The following is a 25,289-nucleotide window of genomic DNA, read 5'->3' as shown; positions in this document are numbered from 1 at the left end:
AATTTTGCCCATGCTATTTTATAGGCTTATTGTTATTATGAATACATTGACATGGAACAGGTAAAGGATAATTCTACTAAGAAGTCGGATAAAGGGCTTTCGCATTATATCCGTTATTACTTCAATTTGAACTATAACACTATTCAGGGAAAGCTGACAATCGGTTTTCTTTCGTTGGGCAGTGTTGCAATTATATTGGTGATACTTACTAACCTGCAATGGCGTTCCGCTATTCAGCAAAGCAAGTATGCACTCACTGTAGCGACAGATGCTCATAGGTACTCTTCCAAATTACAATCTTCCAGTAAAGGACTTGTCATTGCCTGGCAGCAAAAGAATATTTTTCAGGAAACGATTGATGAGGCAGAAGTGCAACAACTGCAACAATCTGCTGTTGCATCCAGAGATAGTCTAATCAATCTTTCCAATAAGTGCTTAAAAGCTGAAGAGAAAAGTTTGCTTGTTCAGATTTCAAATGAATACAATCAATTACAGGTTGCACTGAAACAACCTGTAGATAGTGCTGCAGCCCAAAAGATGTATAGCGAAACTGTTCAGCCATCTGTAAATGCATTGGTTGCCTCAGTTAGAAGAAACGAAGAAATACAGTCCAGAGAGATTGAACGTGCACAAACAGAAATAGGTTGGGTAGAGAGTCGTCTACGCTGGTTGGTTCCAGTATATGTAATCCTGTCGTTTGTGCTTGCCTACTTTATTGGTTTCTTCATGATTGTGGGTGTACTCACCCGTATTCGTTCATTAAAAGAATATCTTCGTGAACTAAGTAAAGGAAATTTGCCTGAAGAAATTCCCGCATCTCAGGATGAACTGAATACTATTATTAAAGAACTCAATATATTGTCTGGTAATCTTCGTGAGATCAAAGAATTTGCCCTCTATGTCGGAAAAGGAGACTTTGACAATAATATCAGCGTCTTTGATGACGAAGGAGACTTGGGGACTTCTCTCTCCCAAATGCGTGAAGGATTGAAAAAAGTATCTGCAGAAGAGAAAAAACGTTTTTGGGCCAACGAAGGCTTTGCTCATTTCGGAGATATTCTACGTAGTAGTAATGATCTGAATATCTTATCAGATAAGATCATCCAACAGATGGTTAAATATATGAACGCTAACCAAGGCGGTCTATTCATTATTGAAAATGAAGATACTCCTAATCCTTATCTACAACTCAAATCCTGTTATGCTTATAACCGTAAGAAATTTCAGGAGAAAGAAATACTGCCAGGTCAGGGTTTGATTGGCCAGGTATGGTTGGAAGGAATGACCACATATCTAAGAGATATTCCGGATCATTATCTCCGCATTACCTCAGGACTTGGAGATTCTAACCCAAAATACTTGTTATTAATTCCACTGAAAGTAGAAAGCAAAATAGAAGGAGTCATTGAAATTGCGTCTTTTCACGATTTTCAGCCACATGAGATTCAGTTTGCGGAAAAGGTAGCGGAGAGTATTGCTTCCACGTTCTCAAATGCCAGAGTAGTAGATCGTACGAATCGCCTGTTGGTACAGAGTCAGCAAATGACGGAAGCAATGAAATCACAGGAGGAAGAAATGCGTCAGAATCTCGAAGAACTGGCTGCTACCCAGGAGGAAGTGCAAAGAATCTTGAAAGAAGTGCAGGAAAAAGAAGCATTTATGAGCGATCTGATCTCTTCTACAAATGATTCTATCCTCACAATTGATCATGACTATAAAGTAATTGTTTGCAACAAACAGATTCAGGATACATACAAGCCATATGGCATACATGTTGAAAAAGGGTTCCCAATTCTGGATGTATTTACAGATGAGCAAAAACCCGTCTACAGAGGATATTATCAACGAGCATTAGGAGGGGAATTCTTTGAAGTAATAGAGAAATATGAACTGAACAAAGTTATCCAGCATTTTTCACTTACATATAGCCCTATCCGCAATGACGAAGGACAAATTGTAGCTGCAGCTATTTTTGGAAAAGACATTACTGAAATGGTTGTAGCCAAACAACAAGCTGAAAGATTATTGGAAGAGGCTCAGAGTCAGACGGAAGAACTCAAAGCACAAGAGGAAGAGTTGCGCCAGAATATGGAAGAACTAGAGGCAACCCAGGAGGAGATGCGTCTGGTAATGACTCAAGTGCAGGAGAAAGAACGGTATATGTCTACTATTCTGGATGTATCCAAAGATATGATTGTTACTATCGATAAAAATCTGAAGGTGATTAGTAGCAATGCTGCATTGAAAGCAAATTACAAACACATGGGATTTGAGGTTGACAAAGGATTTGATATCACAACTCTGCTTGCACCCGAAGAACAACCGAAACACAAAGCTATTTATGCCCGTGCCTTTGCAGGTGAAACAGTAGAACTTCATGAGCACTATCAGTTTCAGGATATGGATAGGTATATTAACTTTACCTTCACTCCTATTCAAAATGAACACAGTGAAGTTATTTCTATTGCCATATTTGCTCAGGATGTAACAGAAATTACAAAAGCCAAAAATGCAGCTAGCGAACAAGCAGAAATGCTTCAGGCTCAAGAAGAAGTATTACGTCAGAGTATGGAAGAGCTTTCTGGTAATCAGGAAGAGATGGCTAAGCAACTTCAAAAAATCAATGATCAGAAGACGTATTACAACGATATTATTGAAGGGCTTCCAGACAGCTTGCTAACCATTGATCAGGATTTCAAAATTGTGCTGGCTAATAGTGCCTTTAAGGAAAAATTTGGAAAATACGGTTTCCCTGTAGAAGCAGGTTCAGACCTTCTGGAGATGGCAAGACAAAAAGGAGAAGAAGAGGAGAGAAGGTTTAAAGCGCCATATCTCAAAGCATTTGGCGGTGAAAAAGTGGATGTTCCACACCGCCATCATTTTGATCTGGACTTCCAGGTATCATTTAATCCGTTAAAAGATGCTACAGGCAATATCATTGGTGTAAGTTTGATTGCTCATGATATTACCAACCGATTGAAACTGCAACAACAAACAGAACAATTGTTGAAAGAAAGCCAGGAACAAACAGAAGAGCTTAATTCACAAAGAGAAGAATTACACCGGATCTTAAAAGACGTACAAGAGAAGGAAGCCTTCATGAATGATCTGGTTGATGCAACAAACGACTCTATCCTTACTGTAGATCGGGAGTATAAGGTTGTTCTGGCTAATGAACTTATAAAGAAAACATACAGAGCAGCAGGTATAGAAGTTGGAAAAGGATTTGACATCCTCAGCATCTTTAATGAGAAACAAAAATCTGTTTACAAGAAATACTATGACCGTGCATTGAATGGCGAGTTCTTTGAGATCGTGGAGAAATTCGAACAAGAGAACGGCAAAGAACAATATTTTGTGCAAACGTATAGCCCATTACGAGATGATGGAGGCAATGTTGTTGCTGCGGCTGTTTTTGCTAAAGAAGTAACTGAAACCATCATAGCCAAACAACAGGCCGAAAGGTTATTGGAAGAAGCACAAAGCCAAGCAGAAGAACTCAAAGCTCAGGAAGAGGAATTACGTCAGAATATGGAAGAGCTTTCGGCAACACAGGAGGAAATGCATAGGATGCTTATGGAAGTACAGGAAAAAGAAAGATGTCTAACCAATATCATTGATGTGAGTACTGATTCCATTGCAATTATTGATGGGTATTACAAAATACTTTTTTTCAATAAAGTATTTGCAACTAAGTTTGAGGAGATGGGCATAAAGATGGAAAAAGGTTTTGACATCCTAGGATTCTTGAACAATGCAGAAGAAAAAGCCAGATATGAAAGAGCTTTCTCAGGTGAACAGTTTGAAGAATATATTGAAATGGTAATTCAAGGTAATCCAATCCATTTGATTATCAATTATGTACCGGTCTGTAATGCCCAAGGTACTATAACCGCTATTGCCGTATATTCCAAAGATGTCACTGAAAAGTTGCAGAATGATAAAAAATTTGGAGAGCTTATACAGGATAAAGAAATACAATTGCAACAGATTGAAGAATTAAAAGCCAAACTGGCACTATACGAAAAGACAGAAACCAAAGCCTGAGTAAGGTTCGGTAATTGTTAAAAATCCAGGTCCTCGCTGTTATTTACACGAGGACTTTTTACTTTTGCCCCTTCAACCTAAAAATCAGAAACAGTTATATGCTAGAGGTTAATCAGATATATACACATGACTTTTCTTTTTCACAGAAAGATGTAGAAGCCTTTGCTACAGTTACAGGTGATACCAATCCTTTACACCTGGATGCAGAATTTGCTGCAAAAACCATATTTCGTAAACCTATCATTCATGGCTTTTTGGGAGGAAGTGTATTCTCTAAAGTATTGGGGACTCAATTTCCAGGAGAGGGAAGCATCTATCTAAAACAATCTATGGAGTTTGTACAACCGATGCTAGTAGGAGTTGTCTATCAGGCTGTGTTTACTGTATTGGAAATCCTTCCTAAATCATCCGCCAGAATTGAGACAAAGATCATCGAAGTGGAAACACAGAAAGTAGTAACTACTGGTGAAGCCATTGTAATGAATCGCCAGTTGATTCCAAAGATTTGATTACATGCGATTGATGCTTTAACCTCCAATCGCAAGCATAGAGAGAGTACTTCCGGAAAATTTCTTCTTCTTCTTGCTCAGAGCCTGCCGTAATTTTTCTTCCATTATGTCAGGCTCATTCAGATGCTCATGAACAGGAATAGAAGTATTATCACTTAGACATCCGTAAATATTTCCATAGCTATCTACCCGAAGCCGATTGCAATCATTACAGAAAGGATCTGATTCATTGGATATAATGCCAAACTGGTACCCATTTGCTAATTCCCAGTATTTAGCAGTAGCAGAGGGATCTCTTGGTAAAGTTACAAAAGATGTATGTGCAGCAATTACATCCAGAATATCCTGTTCTGAGAAAAAGTATTCTTCAAAGTTACCATACAGATGTCCCATTTGCATAAGCTCCAGAAAGCGAATACGGATATTGTATCTTTGTGCAAAATTAAGTAGAGGTATGATCTGATTTTCGTTTAGCCCCTTCATCACTACACAGTTAATCTTTACCTCCAATCCCAGTTCTACAGCTCGTATTATACCTTCCAGAATTTTTTGGATATTACGTCTCCGGCTCATCTGAAAAAAAGGTTCCGGTTCTATCGCATCCAGAGAAATATTCAGAGAGGTAAGACCAGCTTCAGCATACTGCTCAATTTTGTGACTAAGCAGATATCCATTAGTGGTCATTTTTATAGCAGAGATACCAATTCCCCGGATCCCTTTCAGTAGTGGAACCAAGTCACGGTATAAGGTAGGTTCTCCTCCTGTTAGCCGGAGAGTCTCCAGGCCAAGTATTTCATGTAACGAACGGATTACTTCAATAAACTCATCAACAGAAAGGGCTTTTTGTGTAATAAGCTCATTTGAAGAAAGAATATCCTGCTTCTGAAAGCGGTTCTGGTCAGATTCATCCACACAATAGACACATCCCAGATTACAGGTATTGGTCAGACTTACCCGCAGGGTCTTGAATGCTCTCCCATAAATATCTGTAATTTCAATCATAGGCGTTCTTTCTGGTATGAAATAACGAAGTTACATTTTTTTTGCATTTCTTTATATTCTACTTTGATAAGTACAGTGACTTTTATGTTAAAACTACTTTATTACTATAACTGGTTCCTGCTGGTTGCCTGTTTTATTATACTCTTTAACTTTTGTCGGATGGATGTTCAACAAAAAGGCAATACTGTATTTATGAGTATAATGATAGGGGCAACAATATACTATGCGCTATTGCAGTTTTTTGTGATAAATCTCCGCAGAAAAGAAATTCAGCATAAATCTGTTATTTTCGCAGGCCTGATTCTGTTTGAATTACTCCCGATCGGATATGTAGTATATAAACTCATAACAGTTTAAACGACTCTTCGAAAGGATTCTTTTTCACTTTGTAGTAAATAGTATCTGTTGATAGTATATTTATTCTATTAAAATATTTGATTTTGATCTTATGCGTGACATATCTTCCAAACAAATCTCTCTTCGTACAGCCAAAGCTACAGGGATAGTACTGTGTAGCAAAGAAACCCTTGATCTGGTGAAGGCAGACAGATTACCCAAAGGAAATTTATTTGATATAGCTAAAGCAGCAGGATTCCTTGCCGCTAAAAATACTCATAACCTTATTCCACATTGCCATCCCGTTTCTATAGATGGGATGACTATCACTTATGATTATCTGGACAACGCCAATCAACCTGAAGAAGTCGGGGATTTACAAGGACGTTATGGTGTGATTGTTTGTTGTGAAGGCAAATCGATAGGACGGACCGGAATAGAAATGGAAGTACTCACAGCTGTTTCTGTAGCTGCCCTCACTATATATGATTTGCTAAAACCGTTGGATGATACAGAGATTGAAATTACGTCTGTCAAATTGCTTAAAAAAACAGGTGGGAAGTCTGATCGCAAAAAGTTCATTCATAAAAATACAGCTGCTGTATTAGTTTGTTCAGATACAACAGCTTCTGGTAAACGTGAAGATCTTTCTGGTTTAAAAATCAAAGAAATACTGGCAGGATTTGATATTGAAACAATCGATTACCAGATTGTCCCTGACGATGTTCAGCAAATTCAAGCAAAGCTTCAGCATTGGGTAGATCAGCAGGTTCCCTTTATCTTTACAACTGGAGGCACAGGATTTGGCCCTAAAGATTACACTGTAGAAGCTGCGAAAGCTATAATAGAACGCGAAGCAATAGGTATTTCAGAAGCTATCCGTGTACATGGTCAGATGCGTACTCCTACAGCCATGCTGTCACGAGGAGTAGCTGGGGTAGCCGGTAAATCATTGATTATTACGTTACCAGGTAGTACCAAAGGTGTACAGGAATCATTGGATGCTATAGTACCTCAGGTATTTCATAGCCGGAATATGATTGAAGGCGAAGGCCACTAATTTACAGAATGACTTAAGAGTCCAGGTAACGCTTTGTAAAAAGTGCATGCAGTTCCAGCACCTGAGGAATGATTAATTTCGTTTCATCATTTTTGATAAGATGGTCAGCTCGGCGGGCTTTCTCATCTTCAGGCATTTGTTTGGCAATGATGGATCGGGTATCGGCCTCCGTGCGATGTGGATCACGTTGCAGGATACGCTGAATACGTAATTCCAAGGGTGCTGTTACAACAATCACAGCATCCAGATCTTTATAGACATTTGCTTCAAAAAGTAAAGCTGCTTCCCGTAATGTATAAGGGCTGGCTGCATATTCTTGTTGCCAGTTCTTATAATCAATTCCTACCTGTGGGTGTACCAGGCTATTCATCTGTTTTACCTTTTCTTCATCCCGAAACACATAGGTTGTAATATAATTTCTATTGAAAGAACCATCTTCTGAATAGGATTCTTCACCAAATGCCTCTCTGATTTTATCTTTCAGCACTGGGTCATGGTTCATTAACCATTTTGCCCGTGAGTCAGCATCATAAACCGGTATTCCCAATGTATGGAATATACGGCTCACAATGCTTTTCCCACAACCCATTCCTCCTGTAATTCCAATCCGTAAGGCAGATTTCTGTGTCATAGATTCTTTGATGATTATAATAAGTACAGGCTTGTTATTTAACCAGCTTTAACGTAGCAGGATGGAGAGTTACATTTCGTACCCAGTCAGGCTTTTTGATAAGAGTTAACGCTATAGAAGAATCGGCTTTATTCCATTTGGATAGATCAGCGACTACCCCAAAGTTCTGAGCAGTAGTTTTAGGTTCATCTTCAGGTAAGAGCCAATAATCAACTTCCACTTTCTGATTAGGTAAGTGCAGTAGTTTGTTGGAAGCCAGGCGAAGTGCCTCAACAGGTACCTCTTTTGTCTGTTGCATAAACTCTCGTACGCGAAAACGCACGGTCACTTTATCACTACTCAGCGAAATCAACGGATTCTGTGTATAGTTGATTGTCACTTCCTCTTCATAGTCCTCGTCAATATTTTTACCAGGCACATTGATAATCAGCAGATCTGGCAGTTCTTTGATAAATTGAGCAGGCCCCTCAAACGTGATAGTATCAGGTGAAATCTGTACAGTATCTGTAATAAAATAATTTTCTTTTAACTCCAGTTGAAGATTATCTACCTGCAAGGCTACCTTTCGCTGTATTTTTTTATCAAATGCTACCGGAATAGTGTCATTTTCGATATAATTGATTTTAGCCTCTTTAAGCTGTTCAGTTACAGCCGGAAGTAATACATGTCTGGTAATGAAAGCTGTTTTCAGAGGATTTTCGAAATGATATACAATAGGTTGTGTATCGATACCCAACGTTTTACGCAGAAGGGTCCATCCGTAACCAGTTACATTGAGTGTAATCTGTGAAGGGAGGGGAACTGTAGAAACGAATTGTTCTTTATCGTATTCAAATTCAATAGGATAGGTAATCTTGGTCGTATACTCTTTATTTAGAGCATTTAAAAACCAGAATGTGGTGGCGGCAAGAAAACACAGTGCGACTACCGGAAATTCAGCACTGCGGGTCACTACCAGGGATCGGAGAAGTTTACGCCAAATATTTTTCTGATCAATCATTCCTGCCAGATTTGTAATCAGATGGGCATATCAGGCACACCCATCTGACACGTAACATAAGGGATTATTTAGTCTCTGCTACTTCGGTAGTAGCAGCTTGAGCATATTTTTTACTTGATTCCTGAGAAATAGCAGATTTTTCAAATTTTACCCTTACACCACGATCAATATCCAGTGTAATAGTATCATTATCAACTTCTACTACTTTACCGTGTGCGCCCCCGATGGTCACTACCATATCGCCTTTTTTCAGCGAGTCGCGAAATTTAACTGCATCTTTCTGGCGTTTCTGTTGTGGACGAATCATAAAGAAATACATTACCACAAACATGGCTCCCATCAATATAAGCATTGTACTACCACCGCCACCGCCAGCTGCCTGCAATAAAACAGATGTAAAGTTCATTGATTTTAGAAGGTTTATTTATTTGAAAAGAATTAGAAGTATATCACAAAGATACCATTTTGTAAATGCCTAAGGTATCCTTATGCGAATTAGTTATTTTGAACTGCATTAACTACACCAACCAATACCACTTTGGACTCTTTGGGTTGTGTATTGGCATAAACAGTAATCGTTTTTTGTTGTGGGCCTGCTTTACCTTGGCTATTGAATTCCACTTTGATTTCACTTTTTGCTCCTGGAGGCACAGGCTTACGGGGCCAGTCCGGTACAGTACATCCACAGGAAGCAACAGCTCGTTCAATAATCAAAGGTGTCTTGCCAGTATTGGTAAAGGCAAAGGTGTGAGTTACTACTGCCCCTTGTTCAATAGCTCCAAAATCAAATGAAGCTTCATCAAATTTCATGTATGGCGCTTCTGAAGCAGCTACAACCGTTTCTCCTGCGCCTTGGTCTGTTTGTTTGCTGCAACTGCCAGTTACGATCAAAACTGCAAGTAATGTACTACAAATCAGTATTTTTCTCATAAAATGATTCCAATAGAATAGCAAATAAATTTATTAATGGTGCAGATATAAAAAACGAATGCATATAAGATATTCATCCGATATAACATCCGATAAATTCTTATATGCATTGGTATTTCTTAGCGGGTCTGATTCTTCAATTGTCCCATTAATGTCTCTACATCAAGCAATAATTTCTCTGCTTTTTCTCTGGCATCATTGATAACTCTTTCTCCTTCATATTTTGCTTCAGTAGGAAATTCATTTCCTTCCTGAATCAATTCACTTATATATTGCCGCAACTGATCCCGATACTTTCCTAATTGATAGCTTAATATATCACGTGTATTTTTCCCTTTATCAGGAGCATACAAGATTCCTAACGTTGCGCCAACGGCAGCACCTGCCAGAAATACCAACAAAGTTCCTGTGTTACGACTCATCTATGTAAATGGTTTTATGGTTATTAACTAGTTTAACGACTTATTTTATAGACTTGATTATTTATTATCAATCAATCCACGACCTGATTTCTTTAATACTCCCTGTGAAGAAAGGTCACCCGCCAGGGCATCTAAAATTCCGTTTACAAACTGCTTGCTTTTAGGTGTACTATATACCTTAGATAATTCTATATATTCATTGATAGAAACTTTTACCGGAATACTCGGATAATTCAGCAACTCGGCAAGGGCCATCACCAGAATTACTTTGTCAACCTGCGCTACCCGTTCAACGTCCCAATTAGCTGTTTTATTGGCGATCAGAGTCTCATATTCTTCAAATTTTTCTATACAAAGTTTATATAGCTTCTGAAAAAAGTTCCGGTCAGCATCCCAGTCAGCCGAAAGTTTCTGTAAAGAAAAGCCTTCCGGATCTTCCTTGACGAACTGCATCGTCTTATTAAACATGCCTCTTACGATATCTTCATTTCCACTCCAGTTGCTATCCAGTTGTTCCCAGAAACGTACAGCAGGCTCACTTTTGAATATAATTACTTTTAAAACTTCTGTTATAAACTGCCAGTCCTGCTCCCATGTAGATGTATCCAATTGCTGGTAGGCTGTATATGCTGCATCTTTTTTCAATTCCTGCAACAAATGTCGTGCTAGATCCGGATCCAGTAGTTTGTCTATGCCACTACGAATTCGTTTATCCTGAAATGTAGTACTTTTGCGTAATGAGTCAACTACCTGATTTTTTGTAAGTTTCAGCGCTCGGGAAGACAAAGGTGCTTCTTTTAAAATCCGGTTTCTTTTCTCATCTTCTTCTACGGAAATCTGATCTGCCACTTCTGTTACCAACCATAGAGAGAGCAGATAATAATCATAAATACTTTCTGCATCGGCTATCATGCTTTGTTCAAGATACTTGGCATCCTTCTGGCACTGTGCATGAAAAAAATTAATTGCATAATTAGCTGCTTTCCGTACCTCCACAGGTGCATCCTCATCTGGCGAAACAGCTTTGGCTTTGTAATGTTCTTCAAACAAAAGTGTAGCCCATTGACGGCTACCTTCCAACTTCTTAGGGTCTTGTGGTAGCATAGAATTAAGATCGGGTACAAATGTATCTGCAATAGTATCTAGTGCCAGTTGGTAGTCTGATTCTACAGCTTGTGTATATGCATATATAGCCTGCATCGCTTTTGCCCTAAGAATTCGTCGGTTCAGCATCTATCAAAGAACGTTTTAAAATGTTTTTAGGTTTTAATTCAATACAAGACCTTTCATTAAATCTATTGGATTACTAAATACGTCATCACTATGATCAGGTCTTATTTTATTTTTAGGATATCGATCTCCGAAAATGCTTTTTATAAAGATAATCCGGAAATTGCAGGCGCAAAGGTACGAAAAAATGTCTGAACCAAGGATTGAAGTTTATTAATTTGATAAAAGGAACAGAAAATGAGAAATTTTGCTTCTTACTTTATCAGAGGTCTTATCAGGTAGATTAACAACTGGCTTTTTAGCTTCTTAACTACCAATATATTACAAACGCAAAACATCAAAAAACAACGTGAAACACCTAGCCTATCTGAACAAGTACCTCATTAAATACAAATGGCATCTCTTATTGGGTACACTGTTTACAATTATTTCCAATTTATTTGCGGTAGTTCCTGCTCAGGTAGTACGCTATGCTTTTGATCTGGTAAAAGAAACGATAGACCAGTATTTTTTGCTTCAGGGCACTCAGGCGCAGGAGCATATTCTTGAAGTGTTCGCCAAAAGCATTCTGATGTATGGAGTGGTTATTCTGGTAATGGCTGTCATAAAGGGGATTTTTCTGTTCTTTATGCGCCAAACGATTATTGTTATGTCAAGACTGATAGAATATGATCTCAAAAATGAGATCTATATGCATTATCAGACACTTCCGCTTAGTTTTTATCGTCGCAACAACACAGGGGATCTGATGGCACGTATTTCTGAAGATGTGAGCCGGGTACGTATGTACCTGGGGCCCGCCATCATGTATCTGCTTAATATGGTTACCTTAGTGATTCTGGTTGTGGGCTATATGCTTTCTGTCAATGCGAAACTAACCTTATATGTGTTGCTCCCTTTTCCTTTCTTGGTAGTCAGTATTTATTTTGTTAATGAAGCTGTAGAAAGACGCTCTGAACGTATTCAAGCTCAGCTATCTAAATTGTCTACATTCGTTCAGGAAGCTTTTTCAGGTATTCGTGTATTAAAATCTTTTGTACGGGAAAGTCATTCTGCCGAACAGTTCACGGATGCTGCCAATGATTACAAAGCAAAATCTCTGAGACTAACTACTATAGATGCCTTTTTCTATCCCCTGATTATGGCTCTAGTGGGACTAAGCACAATTCTTACCATCTACATTGGCGGGCGGGAAGTGATTTCAGGTTCCTTGACAGCAGGTAATATAGCAGAATTTATTATGTATGTGTACCAGTTGACCTGGCCTATTGCATCACTTGGCTTTACTACCAGTATGATTGTGCGTGCAGCGGCTTCTCAACAACGTATCAACGAGTTTCTACAAACCAAAACCGATATTGTATCAGAAAAGAATATTGTGAAGCCTATTCAGGGAACAGTAACCTTTGACAATGTTCGCTTTGTGTATCCGGATTCAGGTATTGTGGCGCTGGATAATGTATCTTTTGAGGTAGGAGAAGGCCAGTCGATAGCCTTGTTGGGAACTACTGGTTCAGGAAAGAGTACAATAGCAATGTTGCTCTGCCGTATGTATGACGTTACTCAGGGACAGATACGAGTAGATGGCGTCGATATCCGGGAATATAGCCTTCCTTCACTACGTGGGCAAATTGGTTTTGTCCCTCAGGATGTGTTTCTGTTCTCGGATTCCATTCGCAACAATATCCGCTTTGGTCTGGAAGAAGATGCCGTAACGGAAGAGCAGATTATACAGGCAGCCAAAGATGCCGACTTATACGAAAATATCGTTCGTTTTCCGGAAGGTTTTGATACACGGGTAGGCGAAAGAGGAATTACTCTTTCTGGTGGACAAAAACAACGTGTTTCTATTGCTCGAGCCATCGTACGTGAACCACGCCTGCTAATTCTGGATGATGCGTTATCTGCAGTAGATACAAAAACCGAAAATGCAATTTTACATAGTCTGAGTCGTATCATGAAAGGACGTACTTCTGTGATTATTTCACATCGGGTCTCATCTGCTAAACTAGCAGACAAAATTATTGTACTGGACGAAGGGCAAATTGTTGAACAGGGGACTCACGAATCTTTGATTCAACAGAATGGTGTATATAAAGAACTCTATGAGAAACAATTGCAGACGGAAGAAGTATAATTTACTTTATATACATAAAAGTTATCCCAAATCTTCACTAAAAGAAGTAACTTCTTTTAGTGAAGATTTTTAGTTTGCGTATAGTTCACGGCAAACTATTTTTTAACAGTGGTAAAGTAATCTGTTCAATCAATAAGCAAATTGAGTTGTATTCACTGGAGATTTTATTTTAATCGGAACTCCGATCATTTTTTCTCATGGGTGTAACTCACCGCAAAATATTTTTTGCATATAATTCACCGCAACAAAACTTTTGCGATCAATTAAACATCTTGCCTTGAATCCAGTACATGTTGACTAAGGAGGCAAGTCTCTAGCTATAATTTGAGATGATTTATGTGATTGTTAAACTATTTCAGAATGGACCAAACTATGTGGACTCAATAGTGACTTTGACACGTTTGATTCGTTTTGTGTCTGCCGAAAGAACCGAAAATGTCCAGTCCTTATACCGTATTTTTTCTCCTGTTTGAGGTAGTCGAGTAAATAGCTCCAGCAATAATCCTCCCAATGACTCACTGTCTCCCCGGACTTCATCAAAAATTTCTGAATCTATCTCCAGGATTTTAAAAAAGTCATTCAGAAGAGTTTTGCTTTCAAAAACATAGGTGTTTGTGTCAATTTGAGTGAAAGATTTTTCTTCTTCATCAAATTCATCCTGAATATCTCCCAGAATCTCTTCAATGATGTCTTCCATAGTAATAAGTCCTGATGTACCACCATATTCATCTACAACTATAGCTATATGAACACGACGGATCTGAAAGTCATATAGTAAGTCATCTATTCGTTTGTTTTCTGTAATAAAGTACGGTGTACGAAGAAAATGTTTCCAATTAAAGTATTCATCCTTATCTAGATAAGGCAACAGATCTTTAATGTATAAAATGCCTGCAATCTCATCAATAGTGTCATTATATATAGGGATCCTAGAGTAACCTGACTTGTTTATCTTGTCCATAAGTTCATGAAAATCCAGTTCCATCGGAAATGCTGTAATGTCAAGACGAGGACGCATGATTTGTTTTGAGGCAATTGTACTGAAGTTTACAATTCCCTGTAGAAACTGCTTTTCATTTTCTGTAGTTGAAGAAGTATCGGTTTCCAGTACATGAGTAAGTTCATCTGCAGATATCTTATATCCCTTTTTATGAAGCGAAGCCTCTATATAATGTGTTATTTTCAGTAATAGCCATACAAATGGAAATAGCAGACAACAGGCTAAAAGAATAATATAAGAGGTTGCCTTGTCTACTGGAGAGGCATTCCATTTGTAAATTTTGGGTAATACTTCTTCAAAAAATATGACAACAAAACTTATAATAAAAATCAGTACTATTTTGGCCAACAAACCAATCTCGTATGAACTCTGTGTATACCAGACCGCATAAATAATTAAAATAGTAATAGCTATTGTTAGCAAATAGTTTGCAAGGAGTAAAACAGCCAGAAGGTGTTTAGACTTACTAAAGAGATGATTAATAAAAGGAGGAAGGCTAAGTGAAGGTCTAAGATCGTTTTTTTGATTTGAGTTTGTCTGCGACGAAAATAATGTCTCGACAGTTGAGAAGAGGGAGGAAAGAAACAGGAAAAGTATTAGTAAAACAAATATAGATATATAAAAAGCAGATAAGGTGCCTGCTATATTGAAAGCAAACACCCCATACGATAAAGGATCGTCTGTATCTGTATTATTTTCCAAAGATGTAAAAAATACGTTTGTAGAAATGAATGAAATAGTCAAATGTATTCTGAACACAGTATATCCAGCATACTTGTTGATGAGTATTTGTAATAAATATGAGGCTACAATCGGTCTTTTACAAACTATTTAATACTTAGAAGGGCAAATCATCATCGCCATCACCTGCTGGAGGTAGGGGAGGATCTATTTCTTTTGTTGTTGCCTGTGGCGTATACGTATTTCCAGAACCAGATGAATTACCACCGGAAGAATATCCAGAACCTCCCTGGTCACCTCCTTCACGGGAGCCTAGCAGCGTAAAATCAGTACCTAATACATCTAAAGAATAACGATCTTTGCCATCTTTATCTTGATAGGTGCGTACACTAAGTTTTCCTTCTACAAATATCTGAGTGCCTTTGCGTACATACTTTTCAACGACATCTGCTTTTTGATTCCAGAACTCGATTCTAAACCACTCTGTTTTCTCATGTCTTACACCATTCCGATCTGTGTATGCATCATTAACAGCAATAGAAAAGTTAACTACTTTACGATCGGGACTTAGCTGACGGATTTCAGGGTCACGACCTACATTGCCGATTAATGTGATTTTGTTGTAACTCGCCATGTCAATACGATTAATTTGGTTTAATGAAAATGCAATGACAAAACAATAAAGAAAACCAGAAAAGAAAAAGAAGTTATTTAGGATAATTATTAAAGAAGCTTTTGGAGCCTTTATTACTTATCCTAAACAACTTCAAAATATAAAAATTGACTTTATTGTTTTTTGTAGCCTTATTCTATTAAAACTAGCTAAAAAAAATGTTCACTCAAATACTTATTTATTAAAATAGGTTTAGGAAGTTGTTCTACTTCTTCAAGTGTATAGAATGTCAGACCTTCTTGTGATTGTGGTACTTCCTCTAATTGTATATGCCAGAATCGGGCTTCAATACGTTGATGGCTTAATAAATGTGTGTATGCTTTTTCAGGTGCTTTGATGGTATAGATGGTATCAGATAAATCCAGATCAAGTTGTTTTACCAATTCATCTGTGTCTAGAATACTGTCGTTTTCACTCAACCAAAAATCGTACAATCCCTGCCAAATGTCTTTACTCCCTCTCAGGCGCATTGCAATGCGGTTCTGAACATGAAAAACTATGTAATGAAAGAAACGATTTTTTATAACGGTTTTTTTACTTTTTATAGGAAGGATGTTTTGACGTCCTGTGAGAAATGCTTCACATTCCTGTTGAAAAGGACATAGTAAACAATCCGGAGAAGAATGTGTACACTGAATAGCTCCAAACTCCATGATAGCCTGATTATACAAATCCGGGCTATCTGAAGAAATAAGTTGGTTGGCCAGTGTTGAAAATAGGGTTTTAGCTTTGCTGGTAGCGATATCTGTTTCCAGACCATATAATCGAGCCAGCACCCTGAACACATTACCATCTAATACCGCTACGGATTCTTTGAAAGCAAAAGAAGCGATGGCTGCTGCTGTGTAGGGACCAATCCCTTTTAGTTTTACTAAAGCGATATATGAATTAGGGAATGACCCATTCTGTTGATTTACAATGGCTTTAGCAGTTTCCTGCATATTTCTTGCCCGAGAGTAATAACCCAGACCCTGCCATAGTCGTAATACTTCCTGTTCTGGTGCCGCTGCTAAATCGAATATAGTTGGAAAAGCTTTTACAAAATTCTGATAATAAGGCAGCCCCTGTTTCACTCGGGTTTGCTGCAGAATGATTTCTGACAACCATATGTGATATGGGTCGTTTGTGTGACGCCAAGGAAGGTCTCGTTTGTGGTATTCATACCATTCAATAAGGCGCGAAGCAAATGTGTCTTGGTTAATCAATGATAAAAATAATTAAAGTCCTTTTTCGTTATAATGAATAAAAGCCTAAAATTGTTCAAAATCGTTAAAGATCGTAGTCTGTGATTTACTTTTCCTGTAAAATAAGTATATATTTAGGTGAGAGGTAATTGTAATAGAAGTGATGTAGTATTTGCCTCAAAATTAAATGATTATAAACAGGATATAATTTTTATTATACCATACAATATGTTAATTTTGCAACGTTTGATACAACCTAAATCGTGAATGAATCTATAAATAGTGCAAACTCTTAACCAGTTTATCACAGTGACAAAAGCAGAAGTAATTACAGAAATCGCCGAAAAAACCGGTATTGACAAGGCTGACATCGCCCAAGCAGTAGAATCTTTCATCTCCGTTGTGAAAAACTCAATGGCTGAAGGTGAAAATATCTATATCCGTGGTTTTGGTAGCTTTGTAAATAAGAAAAGAGCCAAGAAAGTAGCTCGCAACATCTCTAAAAACACAGCTATGATCATTGATGAACATTTCGTTCCATCATTCAAGCCTGCTAAAGATTTTGTTGAGCAGATTAAGACTAGTAAAAAGATAAAAGTATCGGCTAACTAATCTGAAGAGATTTTTCGGCTTACTTTTATATTTTAAGTTTATAAATACTACGGCAAACTAGACTCATTACCGTATAGCCACATACTCATTGTAACACTGATTTGCGTTACAATGAGTATGTGGCATTTTTTTATTAGACACGAACAAGATGCATTGGTATTGTCAGGAATGATTACCAACTTTGTCGTCGGTTATATATTATATGTTATGAAGAAATCTCAGATTATTTCGATTGTTGTTGCTCTTCTTGCTATAGGAGTGTTGTATAGTTTACCCAAAGTAATTGTAAGTGACAAAGACAAGAAAATAGATAATAAGCCAACAGGACAGCAAGCCGAGGCTGTGACTACTGAGTCTTCACATAGTCAGTCATTATCAGCAGAACAGGCGAGTGCTATAAAAAATCTGACAAATCAATATAAAAATAGCACGGATAAAGAAAAAAAGATTATTTTTGCGGATTCTTTAGCTGGCATATATCGAAAAGCAATGATTTTTGATAGTGTTGCAGTATATCGTGAGTTGATCGTTGGATTGGAGCCTTCTGAGGAAAATCTGCTAAGTGCTGCTGATGCATGTTACGATGCATTCTTTTTTGTGACAGATGCCGAAAAGGTAGAGATCTATGGAGAGAAGGCTCGGGGATATTATCAGAAAGTTCTGGATAAAAATCCAAAACAACTGAATGCAAAAGCTAAAATGGCTGTTACATATGCTAACTCTGCTTCTCCTATGCAGGCGATTGCGATGTTGAGAGAAGTGATTGCCGAAGACCCAAAAAACGAACAGGCATTGTTCAATTTAGGATTGCTTTCTATTCGTTCAGGCCAATATGATAAGGCTGTTGAGCGATTCAAAGAAGTTTTAAAGAATAATCCTGTAAATCTGCAGGCTAAATTATACTTAGGAATAAGTTATGCAGAATTGGGAGACAAAGCTAGTGCCAGACAATTTTTAGAAGAAGCTAAGGCTGGTACAGATGATGTAATGATATTAAATGCTGCTGATGAGTATTTAAAAGAACTGGAAGCAACTAATTAATATCTGTTGATTTTTAGGATATCGGATTCTATACAATATTGAAGATCTTTTATCATATTTATTCACTTTAAAATATTTTACAATTATGCCCTGCGGAAAAAAAAGAAAGAGACACAAGATTGCTACACACAAAAGAAAAAAACGCCTTAGAAAAAACAGACATAAGAAGAAGTAATTCTTCACAGGACTTCCCGTTAGCTACATAGTTATCGGGAAGTCTTGTTTCGGACTTTTCTAAATATACCAGTAAGATTATATAATTGTACGTCAGGAAAATAATACTGCTTTATTGATCTGGATAAATAAAAATATAGATCATAGCAGACAAAACGCATTCATCAGGTTATCAGATAAACTCCAAAATAGTTTAATTATAAGGGTTTTAGCCTTTGATTGCCTAAATTGATCTGTCAATCAGTATACTAACTTAATAAAGTTAATAACTCGATATTTTGTAAAGGTAAATTGGCGCGTATACAAACTGCCGCGTCTGCTCCTGAGAAGAAATTTTACAGAATGTTAATTTGTTAAAGTTTGGTTTGAACAGTTTATCAGGACAGATCTAGTATTCGAAAAAATTAAAAACACAGTACATATTTCTAAATCTATCCTTATAAGAGGAAATAGTCATATACTACTGGTGTTTTACATGTATGTTTTCATATTCTGACAAAATTAGTTACAGTAAACTCTTTCAGTGGCCGTCTAAATCCCCATATCGCCATCAGAGTTAATTGTTTTCCGCGTACATTAGTTTACTCTACGGTATTATTCTGTACCGATTTTCTGTTCGTTTATTACTGACAGTGAGTCGCATTGGTCATTCAAAAAAATTACAACGTTGAGTAACGAATTAGTTATCAATTCCACTGCAAAAGGTGGGAGGATAGCTCTTTTAAGAGACAAACGAATTGTAGAGTACCATATTGAAGAGAGCGAAAACCAGTTTACAGTAGGTGATATCTATTTGGGCACTGTGCGTAAAATATCGCCAGGTTCAAATGCTGCCTTTGTAGACATTGGACATGAAAAGGATGCTTTCCTGCATTATCAGGATTTAGGTCCAAACTTTTCTTCATTGCACAAACTAACACAAGATGTCATTGCAAAGCGTATCAATGGTACACGTTTAAATGGTGTACAACTAGAGGCTGAAATTGACAAGTTTGGTAAAATTTCGCAGGTACTTACTAAGAACGCACCTATTCTGGTGCAGGTCGTAAAAGAGCCAATTTCAACCAAAGGCCCGCGACTCTCCTGTGAGTTGTCTTTGGCGGGTAGATACATTGTATTGGTACCATTTTCCAATTCTGTTAATATTTCTAAGAAGATCACGAATAAGCAGGAGCGTCAACGATTAGCTCGTTTGCTGAATTCCATAAAACCACAAAACTTTGGCATCATTGTGCGTACAGTGGCCGAAAGTAAGGAAGTGGCAGAACTGGATCGTGACTTACAGAATTTGATGGAGAAATGGGAGAATGGGATGAAGTTATTACGGGAAGCTAAACCCCGTGAAAAAATAATCGGAGAGATGAATCGAGCTTCTTCTATGCTGCGGGATATGCTCAACGAAAGTTTTGATAGTATCACAGTGGATGATAAGGATGCTTATGAAGATATACGTTCCTACATTCATACTATTGCACCTGACAAAGAAAAGATTGTAAAACTTTACAGTGGCAAAAATAAGATATTTGAGCAGTTTGGGATTGAAAAACAATTAAAGTCAATCTTTGGTCGGTCGGTAAGTCTACCAGGTGGAGGCTATCTCATTATTGAGCATACAGAAGCGATGCATGTGATAGATGTGAACAGTGGTAGTCGCTCCAACACTGAAGCTGACCAGGAAGCTACAGCTGTCAATACTAACATTGAAGCTGTAAAAGAAATCGCCCGGCAACTAAGGGTACGCGATATGGGAGGGATCATTTCTATTGATTTCATTGATATGAAAAAGGCGGAAAACAAACGCCTGATTTATGAGAAAATGAAAGAAGAAATGCAAAGCGACCGATCTAAGTTTACGATTCTGCCTTTGACAAAGTTTGGTGTAATGCAGATAACACGTCAACGAGTAAGGCCGGAGCTTCACATTTCTACAGGTGAGACCTGCCCTACTTGTGGTGGTACTGGTAAAGTGGGGCCAACCATTCTATTGACAGACCAGATTGAAAGCAATTTGGAATACATTATCACACGACAGAATGAAAAGCACATTATTCTTACAGTTCACCCTTATCTACATGCTTATTTTACAAACGGACTTCCTTCCAGACGAATGAAATGGTTTTTCCGTTACAAAACATGGATTAAGATCGTTAAAGATTCTTCTTTAGGAATTACCGAATATAAGTTTGTAAATAAATTTGGTGACGAAATAGAAATCATACCATAAGCTGACTAGTATTATAAAAAAAGCATTGTGTTTAAACACAATGCTTTTTTTATAATACTAGATGCCAGATAGGCCAGAATTTTAAAACTTAACTCCTAGATCAAGAGAAAACATACTATTACGAACCTTTACAAAATCATTTACGCGATCACTGCCATTTTTTACATTATTACCTAATGCATTTACAAGACCACGATTATAACTCAAACCAAAGAATACAGCTGTATTTGTTCCCATTATAAGTTCACTACCTGCTCCCAATAACAATCCGGCATCAGCAGGGCGAAAGGCATTTTTTCCATTCACAGAGTTATAGATATAGTTTGTAGGTTTATCTAAAGGTTTCTCTGCCAATTTAGCGTCAAGAGTTCCTCCTATCAGGAAGTAAATTTTCATATCCGTAGCAATTTCATTGGTAAAAAACTTTAGAGCTAAAGGCACTTGTAAATATTGCATATTATATACACTGGAAAGGTTTGTTCCTTTTACAGTTCCTTCTATACCAGAACGTTTTACAGTATACCATAATCCCGTATGGAATGCATAGTTATCAGCAAAGAAAAAATCCATAACAGGACCTGCACTAAAACGCAAACCAGAACCATTTTTACCTACTACATCATAATCGCGTTCCGTAACAGCAGAATTAAATGCAACAGCTGGTGAGAATTTAAAGCCCAATTTTACCTGAGAGAATGCCTGCACAGACAAAAAAGCGGCGAAAAAAAGTAATGCAATTTTTTTCATAATTTTGTACGTTTTCTAGCTTATTATAAAGCGGGTTTTGTTTAGAAAAAGATACTACTTTAATTTGAAAGAATTTTATAGTTTACTTAGACTCCAGACCTATACAACTGAATAGCTTGTTGCACAATTGTTTATCTCTTTATGTCAATCAGTTAGCTGCAAGTTTACATATTCCCACCACAAAATCATAAAATTTTATTACTCATAAATCGTCTTATCACTGAAATGAACGACAGAAAATTGCTAAAAAGTATAATTGCTGTATTGTTCTTGCTTGCTGCATGTACATCGAAGGAAGTTTCTCCCATTGTAATTGAACGACTTGACGCAGAAATGATAAATCTTAAGACAAGGGCAGAAATTCAGCATTTTTTGGATAAAAACAGGAACCTGAAGGAGATATTTTTCTTGTCAGAGACAGATATGCCAGATTCTGTTCTTGTTGATCGGATTTATCAGACAGTAACTAATCCTGCTTTTCAGAAATTTTATAACGAACTAAATAAGAATGCCGGCGATTTGGGAGAAGTAAAGACACAATTTGCGGAAGCATTTAGTCAAGTACAGAAACTTTATCCGGATTTTAAGCCGCCTAAAGTCAAAACTGTAATTTCTGGGTTAGGACATTTTTCAAGAGATGCAGCAGCTTTATCTGTTTCAGATAGTTTGATAGTAATCAGCCTGGATTTCTATGCAGGAGAAAAGGCTACATTCGTGCCTAGTGTACCTAACTTTTTACTGAAGAAATATACATTGGAGGCATTAGTACCCTCCATAATGAGTGTATTGGCAGAAAAATTTATTGTTACAAATACAGAAGATAAGTCTCTTTTAAATGAAATGATTATTGCGGCTAAGAAGTTGGAGTTCACGCATGAAGTAATGCCAGAAACACCAGACAGTCTGATTATTTTTTACACTGAAAAACAATTGAAGGATGCTGAAGAGCACAAAAATGTGATCTGGGCGCATTTTGTAAAAGAGAAGCTTTTATATGAAACAAATCATTTCAAGAAGGTGAAATACATAGGTGATCGTCCTTATACAGCAGAAATTGGGACAGATTGTCCAGGTGCAATAGGAAGATGGCTAGGATGGCAGATCGTGAAGAAATATTTGGATGAAAATTCTGAAGTAACATTATCTTCTTTACTAAGTAATCCTGATTCACAAAATATTTTTATGAAGTCAAAATTTAAAGGAGAATAGATAACTGTCAGCTTGAAATAAGAGAAACATTGGGGATAAGAAATTAATGTTGTAGTTGTTTTATAAAAAATTATTTGAAAAATGGCACGTGGTAATAGAGATGATATCTTAGAGGAAGACAAAAAAAGGAAAGTTAATAAAGCTGGTATACAAAGTTTTTTGGAGATTTTCAAGTTTGTAAGACCTTACAGAGGATATCTTATTGTAGGATTAATAAGTTTAGCATTATCCGCATTAGCTACATTAGGCTTCCCATTACTCGCAGGAAAATTAGTTGATGCAGCTGACAACAAAGCAGGTGGATATTCCATTAACCAGGTGACTATTGCTTTAATGGGTATATTGCTACTAAATGCAATTTTTGCATTTCTAAGAATAAGAACTTTTGCTAATGTTAGTGAAAAATCGTTACGGGATATACGAGTTGCGCTGTATGATAAGCTGGTTCATTTATCTATACCTTTTTTTGAAGAACGAAGAGTAGGCGAATTGACCAGCAGAATAACTTCTGATGTACAGCAACTGCAGGATGTGCTTTCTTTTACATTGGCTGAATTTCTAAGACAAGCAATCACATTAGTTGTCGGTATTTTATTATTACTCGTCTTTTATCCCAAGCTGACGCTTTTTATGTTGGCTACTTTCCCAATAATTGTTATTGGTGCAATAATCTTCGGGAGATATATACGAAAACTTTCTAAAAGAACGCAGGATAGTCTGGCATATGCTAATACAATTGTTATGGAAACCCTTCAGGGAGTACATACTGTGAAGGCCTATACCAATGAAGTGTATGAAACAAATCGTTATTCAAATGCTTTGGCGAAAGTAATTCAGAATGCTTTAAATGGTGCAAAGTACAGAGGTTTACTTGTTTCTTTTATTATTTTCGTGGTATTAGGCGGGATTGTTGGAGTGATATGGTATGCTGCTACTTTGTATTCTCAAAGAATTATTACGGCTGGTGATCTTATCAGTTTTACTTTATTTACCGGATTTGTCGGAGCTTCTGTTGCAGGCTTAGGTGAAATCTATTCACAACTACAAAAGACTATAGGCGCATCAGAACGTATCAGAGAATTACTCGGACAAGAAAATGAAGAGACAAGTTTTCCTGAAAAAGAAACTTTAAAACAAGTCGGAGATATTGCATTTTCAAATGTGCATTTTAGCTATCCTACTCGTCCGGATATCGAGGTTCTCAAAGGGATTAATATACAAATTCGTAATGGTCAGAAAATTGCTCTGGTTGGACATAGTGGTTCAGGGAAATCAACAATTACTTCTCTTTTGCTGAGATATTATCAGCCTTCTGTTGGAAATATATTGGTTAGTGGGATTAATATTGAAGCTCTAGAATTAAAAGAACTACGCAAGCATATTGGTATTGTTCCTCAAGATGTTTTGTTGTTTGGTGGTAGCATAGCTGAGAATATATCCTATGGAAAGCCGCTGGCTACTTTAGATGAGATTAAAGCCGCTGCACGCAAGGCAAATGCTCTGGAGTTTGTCGAAAAGTTTCCTGAAGGCTTTAGTACAATTGTAGGAGAGAGAGGAGTAAAGTTATCTGGAGGACAACGACAACGTATTGCCATTGCCAGAGCTATCCTTAAGGATCCAGAAATCTTAATTCTGGATGAGGCTACAAGCTCATTAGATGCCGAAAGTGAACGACTAGTACAAGATGCCTTAGATGAATTGATGAAAGATCGTACTACGATCATCATCGCACACCGTTTAGCTACTATCCGGAAAGTAGATTATATTTATGTTCTTAGTGATGGTCTTATTCAAGAGCAAGGAACTCATGATGATCTTTCAGACAAGGAAAATGGAATTTATAGCAATTTATTGCGCCTTCAATTTGAAATCTCATAAGTTATTGATTTTTAGATTTTTGATTTCTTTTGAGACCTGATGTGGGTAACTTTTTGAAAATTTTTCACTTTTTTTTTGAGAAAAATTTGCCTGTAAAGAAAAAGTCGCTACTTTTGCATTCCCTTTCGCAAGGGACGCAAACAAGGGGGTGTACCAGAGTGGCCAAATGGGGCAGACTGTAAATCTGCTGACTTATGTCTTCGGTGGTTCGAATCCATCCGCCCCCACTCAATCAATGCTGAATGAGTTGATATGGTGAGTGAAGTAATGTAAGGTTTTCATTCGAGATTTATTCAGGGATTGTTTAAGCGGGAGTAGCTCATTTGGTAGAGCGATAGCCTTCCAAGCTATAGGTGGCGGGTTCGAGCCCCGTCTCCCGCTCTAGGAAAAGTAGAAGGTAGTTTACTTTCTGCTTTTTCTTTTATGGTCAGGGTGCTAACTTTTTAGCATTTAATTTAAATTGACTTAGGCCGTCGTAGCTCAGGGGTAGAGCACTTCCTTGGTAAGGAAGAGGTCGTGGGTTCAAATCCCATCGTCGGCTCTGTTAAGTACAATTTTTTAT

At 37.4% G+C, this 25,289-nt stretch carries 20 protein-coding genes and 3 tRNA genes; 12 read left to right on the top strand and 11 right to left on the bottom strand.

The annotated features are described in order from the left end of the window. Window positions 1-51: 51 nt before the first annotated feature. Window positions 52-4,047: a PAS domain-containing protein gene (locus QNI22_RS25115; protein ID WP_314514821.1), complete on the top strand. Its 3,996-nt coding sequence runs from the start codon at window positions 52-54 to the stop codon at window positions 4,045-4,047. A 98-nt stretch (window positions 4,048-4,145) separates the two neighbouring features. Continuing rightward, entirely contained in the window at window positions 4,146-4,556 is a 411-nt protein-coding gene (locus QNI22_RS25110; RefSeq protein WP_314514820.1) for a MaoC family dehydratase, read from the top strand. A gap of 18 nt (window positions 4,557-4,574) precedes the next feature. Here QNI22_RS25110 and QNI22_RS25105 read toward each other — a convergent pair whose 3' ends face one another. Continuing rightward, window positions 4,575-5,558 carry a GTP 3',8-cyclase MoaA gene (locus tag QNI22_RS25105; RefSeq protein ID WP_314514816.1) on the bottom strand — a complete coding sequence of 328 codons (984 nt, stop codon included), beginning with the start codon at window positions 5,556-5,558 and terminating at the stop codon, window positions 4,575-4,577. 448 nt (window positions 5,559-6,006) lie between these two features. Here QNI22_RS25105 and moaCB point away from each other — a divergent pair, with 448 nt between their 5' ends. Beyond that, the gene (gene moaCB, locus QNI22_RS25100) at window positions 6,007-6,954 is read left to right on the top strand and encodes a bifunctional molybdenum cofactor biosynthesis protein MoaC/MoaB (RefSeq protein WP_314514814.1); all 948 of its coding nucleotides are present in this window, start codon (window positions 6,007-6,009) and stop codon (window positions 6,952-6,954) included. 13 nt (window positions 6,955-6,967) lie between these two features. Here moaCB and coaE read toward each other — a convergent pair whose 3' ends face one another. The 6 genes from coaE to nusB form a co-directional block, all read right to left on the bottom strand. Next, complete coding sequence (coaE, locus tag QNI22_RS25095) at window positions 6,968-7,585, bottom strand: dephospho-CoA kinase (RefSeq protein WP_314514813.1); 618 nt, start codon at window positions 7,583-7,585, stop codon at window positions 6,968-6,970. Between the two features lie 34 nt (window positions 7,586-7,619). Continuing rightward, complete coding sequence (locus QNI22_RS25090) at window positions 7,620-8,585, bottom strand: YbbR-like domain-containing protein (protein ID WP_314514809.1); 966 nt, start codon at window positions 8,583-8,585, stop codon at window positions 7,620-7,622. Between the two features lie 64 nt (window positions 8,586-8,649). After that, entirely contained in the window at window positions 8,650-8,991 is a 342-nt protein-coding gene (yajC, locus tag QNI22_RS25085; RefSeq protein WP_314514807.1) for a preprotein translocase subunit YajC, read from the bottom strand. An 89-nt stretch (window positions 8,992-9,080) separates the two neighbouring features. After that, window positions 9,081-9,515: a DUF1573 domain-containing protein gene (locus QNI22_RS25080; protein ID WP_314514805.1), complete on the bottom strand. Its 435-nt coding sequence runs from the start codon at window positions 9,513-9,515 to the stop codon at window positions 9,081-9,083. A gap of 119 nt (window positions 9,516-9,634) precedes the next feature. Next, window positions 9,635-9,937 carry a YtxH domain-containing protein gene (locus tag QNI22_RS25075; RefSeq protein WP_313976752.1) on the bottom strand — a complete coding sequence of 101 codons (303 nt, stop codon included), beginning with the start codon at window positions 9,935-9,937 and terminating at the stop codon, window positions 9,635-9,637. Window positions 9,938-9,994: 57 nt separating this feature from the next. Continuing rightward, window positions 9,995-11,170, bottom strand: a complete 1,176-nt coding sequence (gene nusB / locus QNI22_RS25070; RefSeq protein WP_314514803.1) for a transcription antitermination factor NusB — start codon at window positions 11,168-11,170, stop codon at window positions 9,995-9,997. A gap of 346 nt (window positions 11,171-11,516) precedes the next feature. Here nusB and QNI22_RS25065 point away from each other — a divergent pair, with 346 nt between their 5' ends. Further along, a complete protein-coding gene (locus QNI22_RS25065; protein WP_314514799.1) occupies window positions 11,517-13,304 on the top strand; it encodes an ABC transporter ATP-binding protein in 1,788 nt (595 codons plus the stop codon). 370 nt (window positions 13,305-13,674) lie between these two features. On the opposite strand, the gene gldE is transcribed toward QNI22_RS25065, so the two are convergent. The 3 genes from gldE to mutY all read right to left on the bottom strand — a co-directional run bounded on the left by gldE (window position 13,675) and on the right by mutY (window position 16,863). Next, on the bottom strand, window positions 13,675-15,006 hold the full coding sequence (gene gldE / locus QNI22_RS25060; protein WP_314514797.1) for a gliding motility-associated protein GldE: 1,332 nt from the start codon (window positions 15,004-15,006) through the stop codon (window positions 13,675-13,677). Window positions 15,007-15,142: 136 nt separating this feature from the next. Next, window positions 15,143-15,619 (bottom strand): single-stranded DNA-binding protein, encoded by a 477-nt coding sequence (locus tag QNI22_RS25055; RefSeq protein WP_313976714.1) that lies wholly within the window; start codon window positions 15,617-15,619, stop codon window positions 15,143-15,145. Between the two features lie 188 nt (window positions 15,620-15,807). Next, window positions 15,808-16,863, bottom strand: a complete 1,056-nt coding sequence (gene mutY, locus QNI22_RS25050) for an A/G-specific adenine glycosylase (protein ID WP_314514791.1) — start codon at window positions 16,861-16,863, stop codon at window positions 15,808-15,810. 288 nt (window positions 16,864-17,151) lie between these two features. Between mutY and QNI22_RS25045 the strand changes: the two genes are divergently transcribed. The 3 genes from QNI22_RS25045 to QNI22_RS25035 all read left to right on the top strand — a co-directional run bounded on the left by QNI22_RS25045 (window position 17,152) and on the right by QNI22_RS25035 (window position 20,893). Then, on the top strand, window positions 17,152-17,454 hold the full coding sequence (locus QNI22_RS25045; RefSeq protein ID WP_313976712.1) for an HU family DNA-binding protein: 303 nt from the start codon (window positions 17,152-17,154) through the stop codon (window positions 17,452-17,454). Between the two features lie 117 nt (window positions 17,455-17,571). Next, window positions 17,572-18,495, top strand: coding sequence for a tetratricopeptide repeat protein (locus QNI22_RS25040; RefSeq protein ID WP_314514788.1), 924 nt, complete (start codon window positions 17,572-17,574; stop codon window positions 18,493-18,495). An 841-nt stretch (window positions 18,496-19,336) separates the two neighbouring features. Beyond that, window positions 19,337-20,893 (top strand): Rne/Rng family ribonuclease, encoded by a 1,557-nt coding sequence (locus tag QNI22_RS25035; RefSeq protein WP_314514785.1) that lies wholly within the window; start codon window positions 19,337-19,339, stop codon window positions 20,891-20,893. Between the two features lie 81 nt (window positions 20,894-20,974). On the opposite strand, the gene QNI22_RS25030 is transcribed toward QNI22_RS25035, so the two are convergent. After that, complete coding sequence (locus tag QNI22_RS25030; protein ID WP_314514783.1) at window positions 20,975-21,640, bottom strand: porin family protein; 666 nt, start codon at window positions 21,638-21,640, stop codon at window positions 20,975-20,977. 225 nt (window positions 21,641-21,865) lie between these two features. On the opposite strand from QNI22_RS25030, the gene gldB reads away from it, so the two are divergent. The 5 genes from gldB (at window position 21,866) to QNI22_RS25005 (ending at window position 25,268) form a co-directional block, all read left to right on the top strand. Then, a complete protein-coding gene (gene gldB / locus QNI22_RS25025; RefSeq protein ID WP_314514781.1) occupies window positions 21,866-22,849 on the top strand; it encodes a gliding motility lipoprotein GldB in 984 nt (327 codons plus the stop codon). A gap of 81 nt (window positions 22,850-22,930) precedes the next feature. Next, a complete protein-coding gene (locus QNI22_RS25020; RefSeq protein ID WP_314514779.1) occupies window positions 22,931-24,727 on the top strand; it encodes an ABC transporter ATP-binding protein in 1,797 nt (598 codons plus the stop codon). A 144-nt stretch (window positions 24,728-24,871) separates the two neighbouring features. Further along, window positions 24,872-24,954 (top strand) — tRNA-Tyr (locus QNI22_RS25015). An 81-nt stretch (window positions 24,955-25,035) separates the two neighbouring features. Further along, window positions 25,036-25,108, top strand: a tRNA-Gly gene (locus tag QNI22_RS25010). Window positions 25,109-25,196: 88 nt separating this feature from the next. Beyond that, window positions 25,197-25,268: transfer RNA gene (locus QNI22_RS25005), tRNA-Thr, on the top strand. The last annotated feature ends 21 nt before the right edge of the window (window positions 25,269-25,289 follow it).

Origin of the sequence: Xanthocytophaga agilis (assembly GCF_030068605.1) — a bacterium.
In the GTDB taxonomy this organism is placed as follows: domain Bacteria; phylum Bacteroidota; class Bacteroidia; order Cytophagales; family 172606-1; genus Xanthocytophaga; species Xanthocytophaga agilis.
This window is presented reverse-complemented; position numbering and strand designations above follow the sequence as displayed.

Bases quoted from the DNA above. Each gene is read 5' to 3' on its own strand.
- QNI22_RS25115 (WP_314514821.1), top strand. From the start codon at position 52: ATGGAACAGGTAAAGGATAATTCTACTAAGAAGTCGGATAAAGGGCTT.
- QNI22_RS25110 (WP_314514820.1), top strand. From the start codon at position 4,146: ATGCTAGAGGTTAATCAGATATATACACATGACTTTTCTTTTTCACAG.
- QNI22_RS25105 (WP_314514816.1), bottom strand. From the start codon at position 5,558: ATGATTGAAATTACAGATATTTATGGGAGAGCATTCAAGACCCTGCGG.
- moaCB (WP_314514814.1), top strand. From the start codon at position 6,007: ATGCGTGACATATCTTCCAAACAAATCTCTCTTCGTACAGCCAAAGCT.
- coaE (WP_314514813.1), bottom strand. From the start codon at position 7,585: ATGACACAGAAATCTGCCTTACGGATTGGAATTACAGGAGGAATGGGT.
- QNI22_RS25090 (WP_314514809.1), bottom strand. From the start codon at position 8,585: ATGATTGATCAGAAAAATATTTGGCGTAAACTTCTCCGATCCCTGGTA.
- yajC (WP_314514807.1), bottom strand. From the start codon at position 8,991: ATGAACTTTACATCTGTTTTATTGCAGGCAGCTGGCGGTGGCGGTGGT.
- QNI22_RS25080 (WP_314514805.1), bottom strand. From the start codon at position 9,515: ATGAGAAAAATACTGATTTGTAGTACATTACTTGCAGTTTTGATCGTA.
- QNI22_RS25075 (WP_313976752.1), bottom strand. From the start codon at position 9,937: ATGAGTCGTAACACAGGAACTTTGTTGGTATTTCTGGCAGGTGCTGCC.
- nusB (WP_314514803.1), bottom strand. From the start codon at position 11,170: ATGCTGAACCGACGAATTCTTAGGGCAAAAGCGATGCAGGCTATATAT.
- QNI22_RS25055 (WP_313976714.1), bottom strand. From the start codon at position 15,619: ATGGCGAGTTACAACAAAATCACATTAATCGGCAATGTAGGTCGTGAC.
- QNI22_RS25040 (WP_314514788.1), top strand. From the start codon at position 17,572: ATGTGGCATTTTTTTATTAGACACGAACAAGATGCATTGGTATTGTCA.
- QNI22_RS25030 (WP_314514783.1), bottom strand. From the start codon at position 21,640: ATGAAAAAAATTGCATTACTTTTTTTCGCCGCTTTTTTGTCTGTGCAG.
- gldB (WP_314514781.1), top strand. From the start codon at position 21,866: ATGAACGACAGAAAATTGCTAAAAAGTATAATTGCTGTATTGTTCTTG.
- QNI22_RS25020 (WP_314514779.1), top strand. From the start codon at position 22,931: ATGGCACGTGGTAATAGAGATGATATCTTAGAGGAAGACAAAAAAAGG.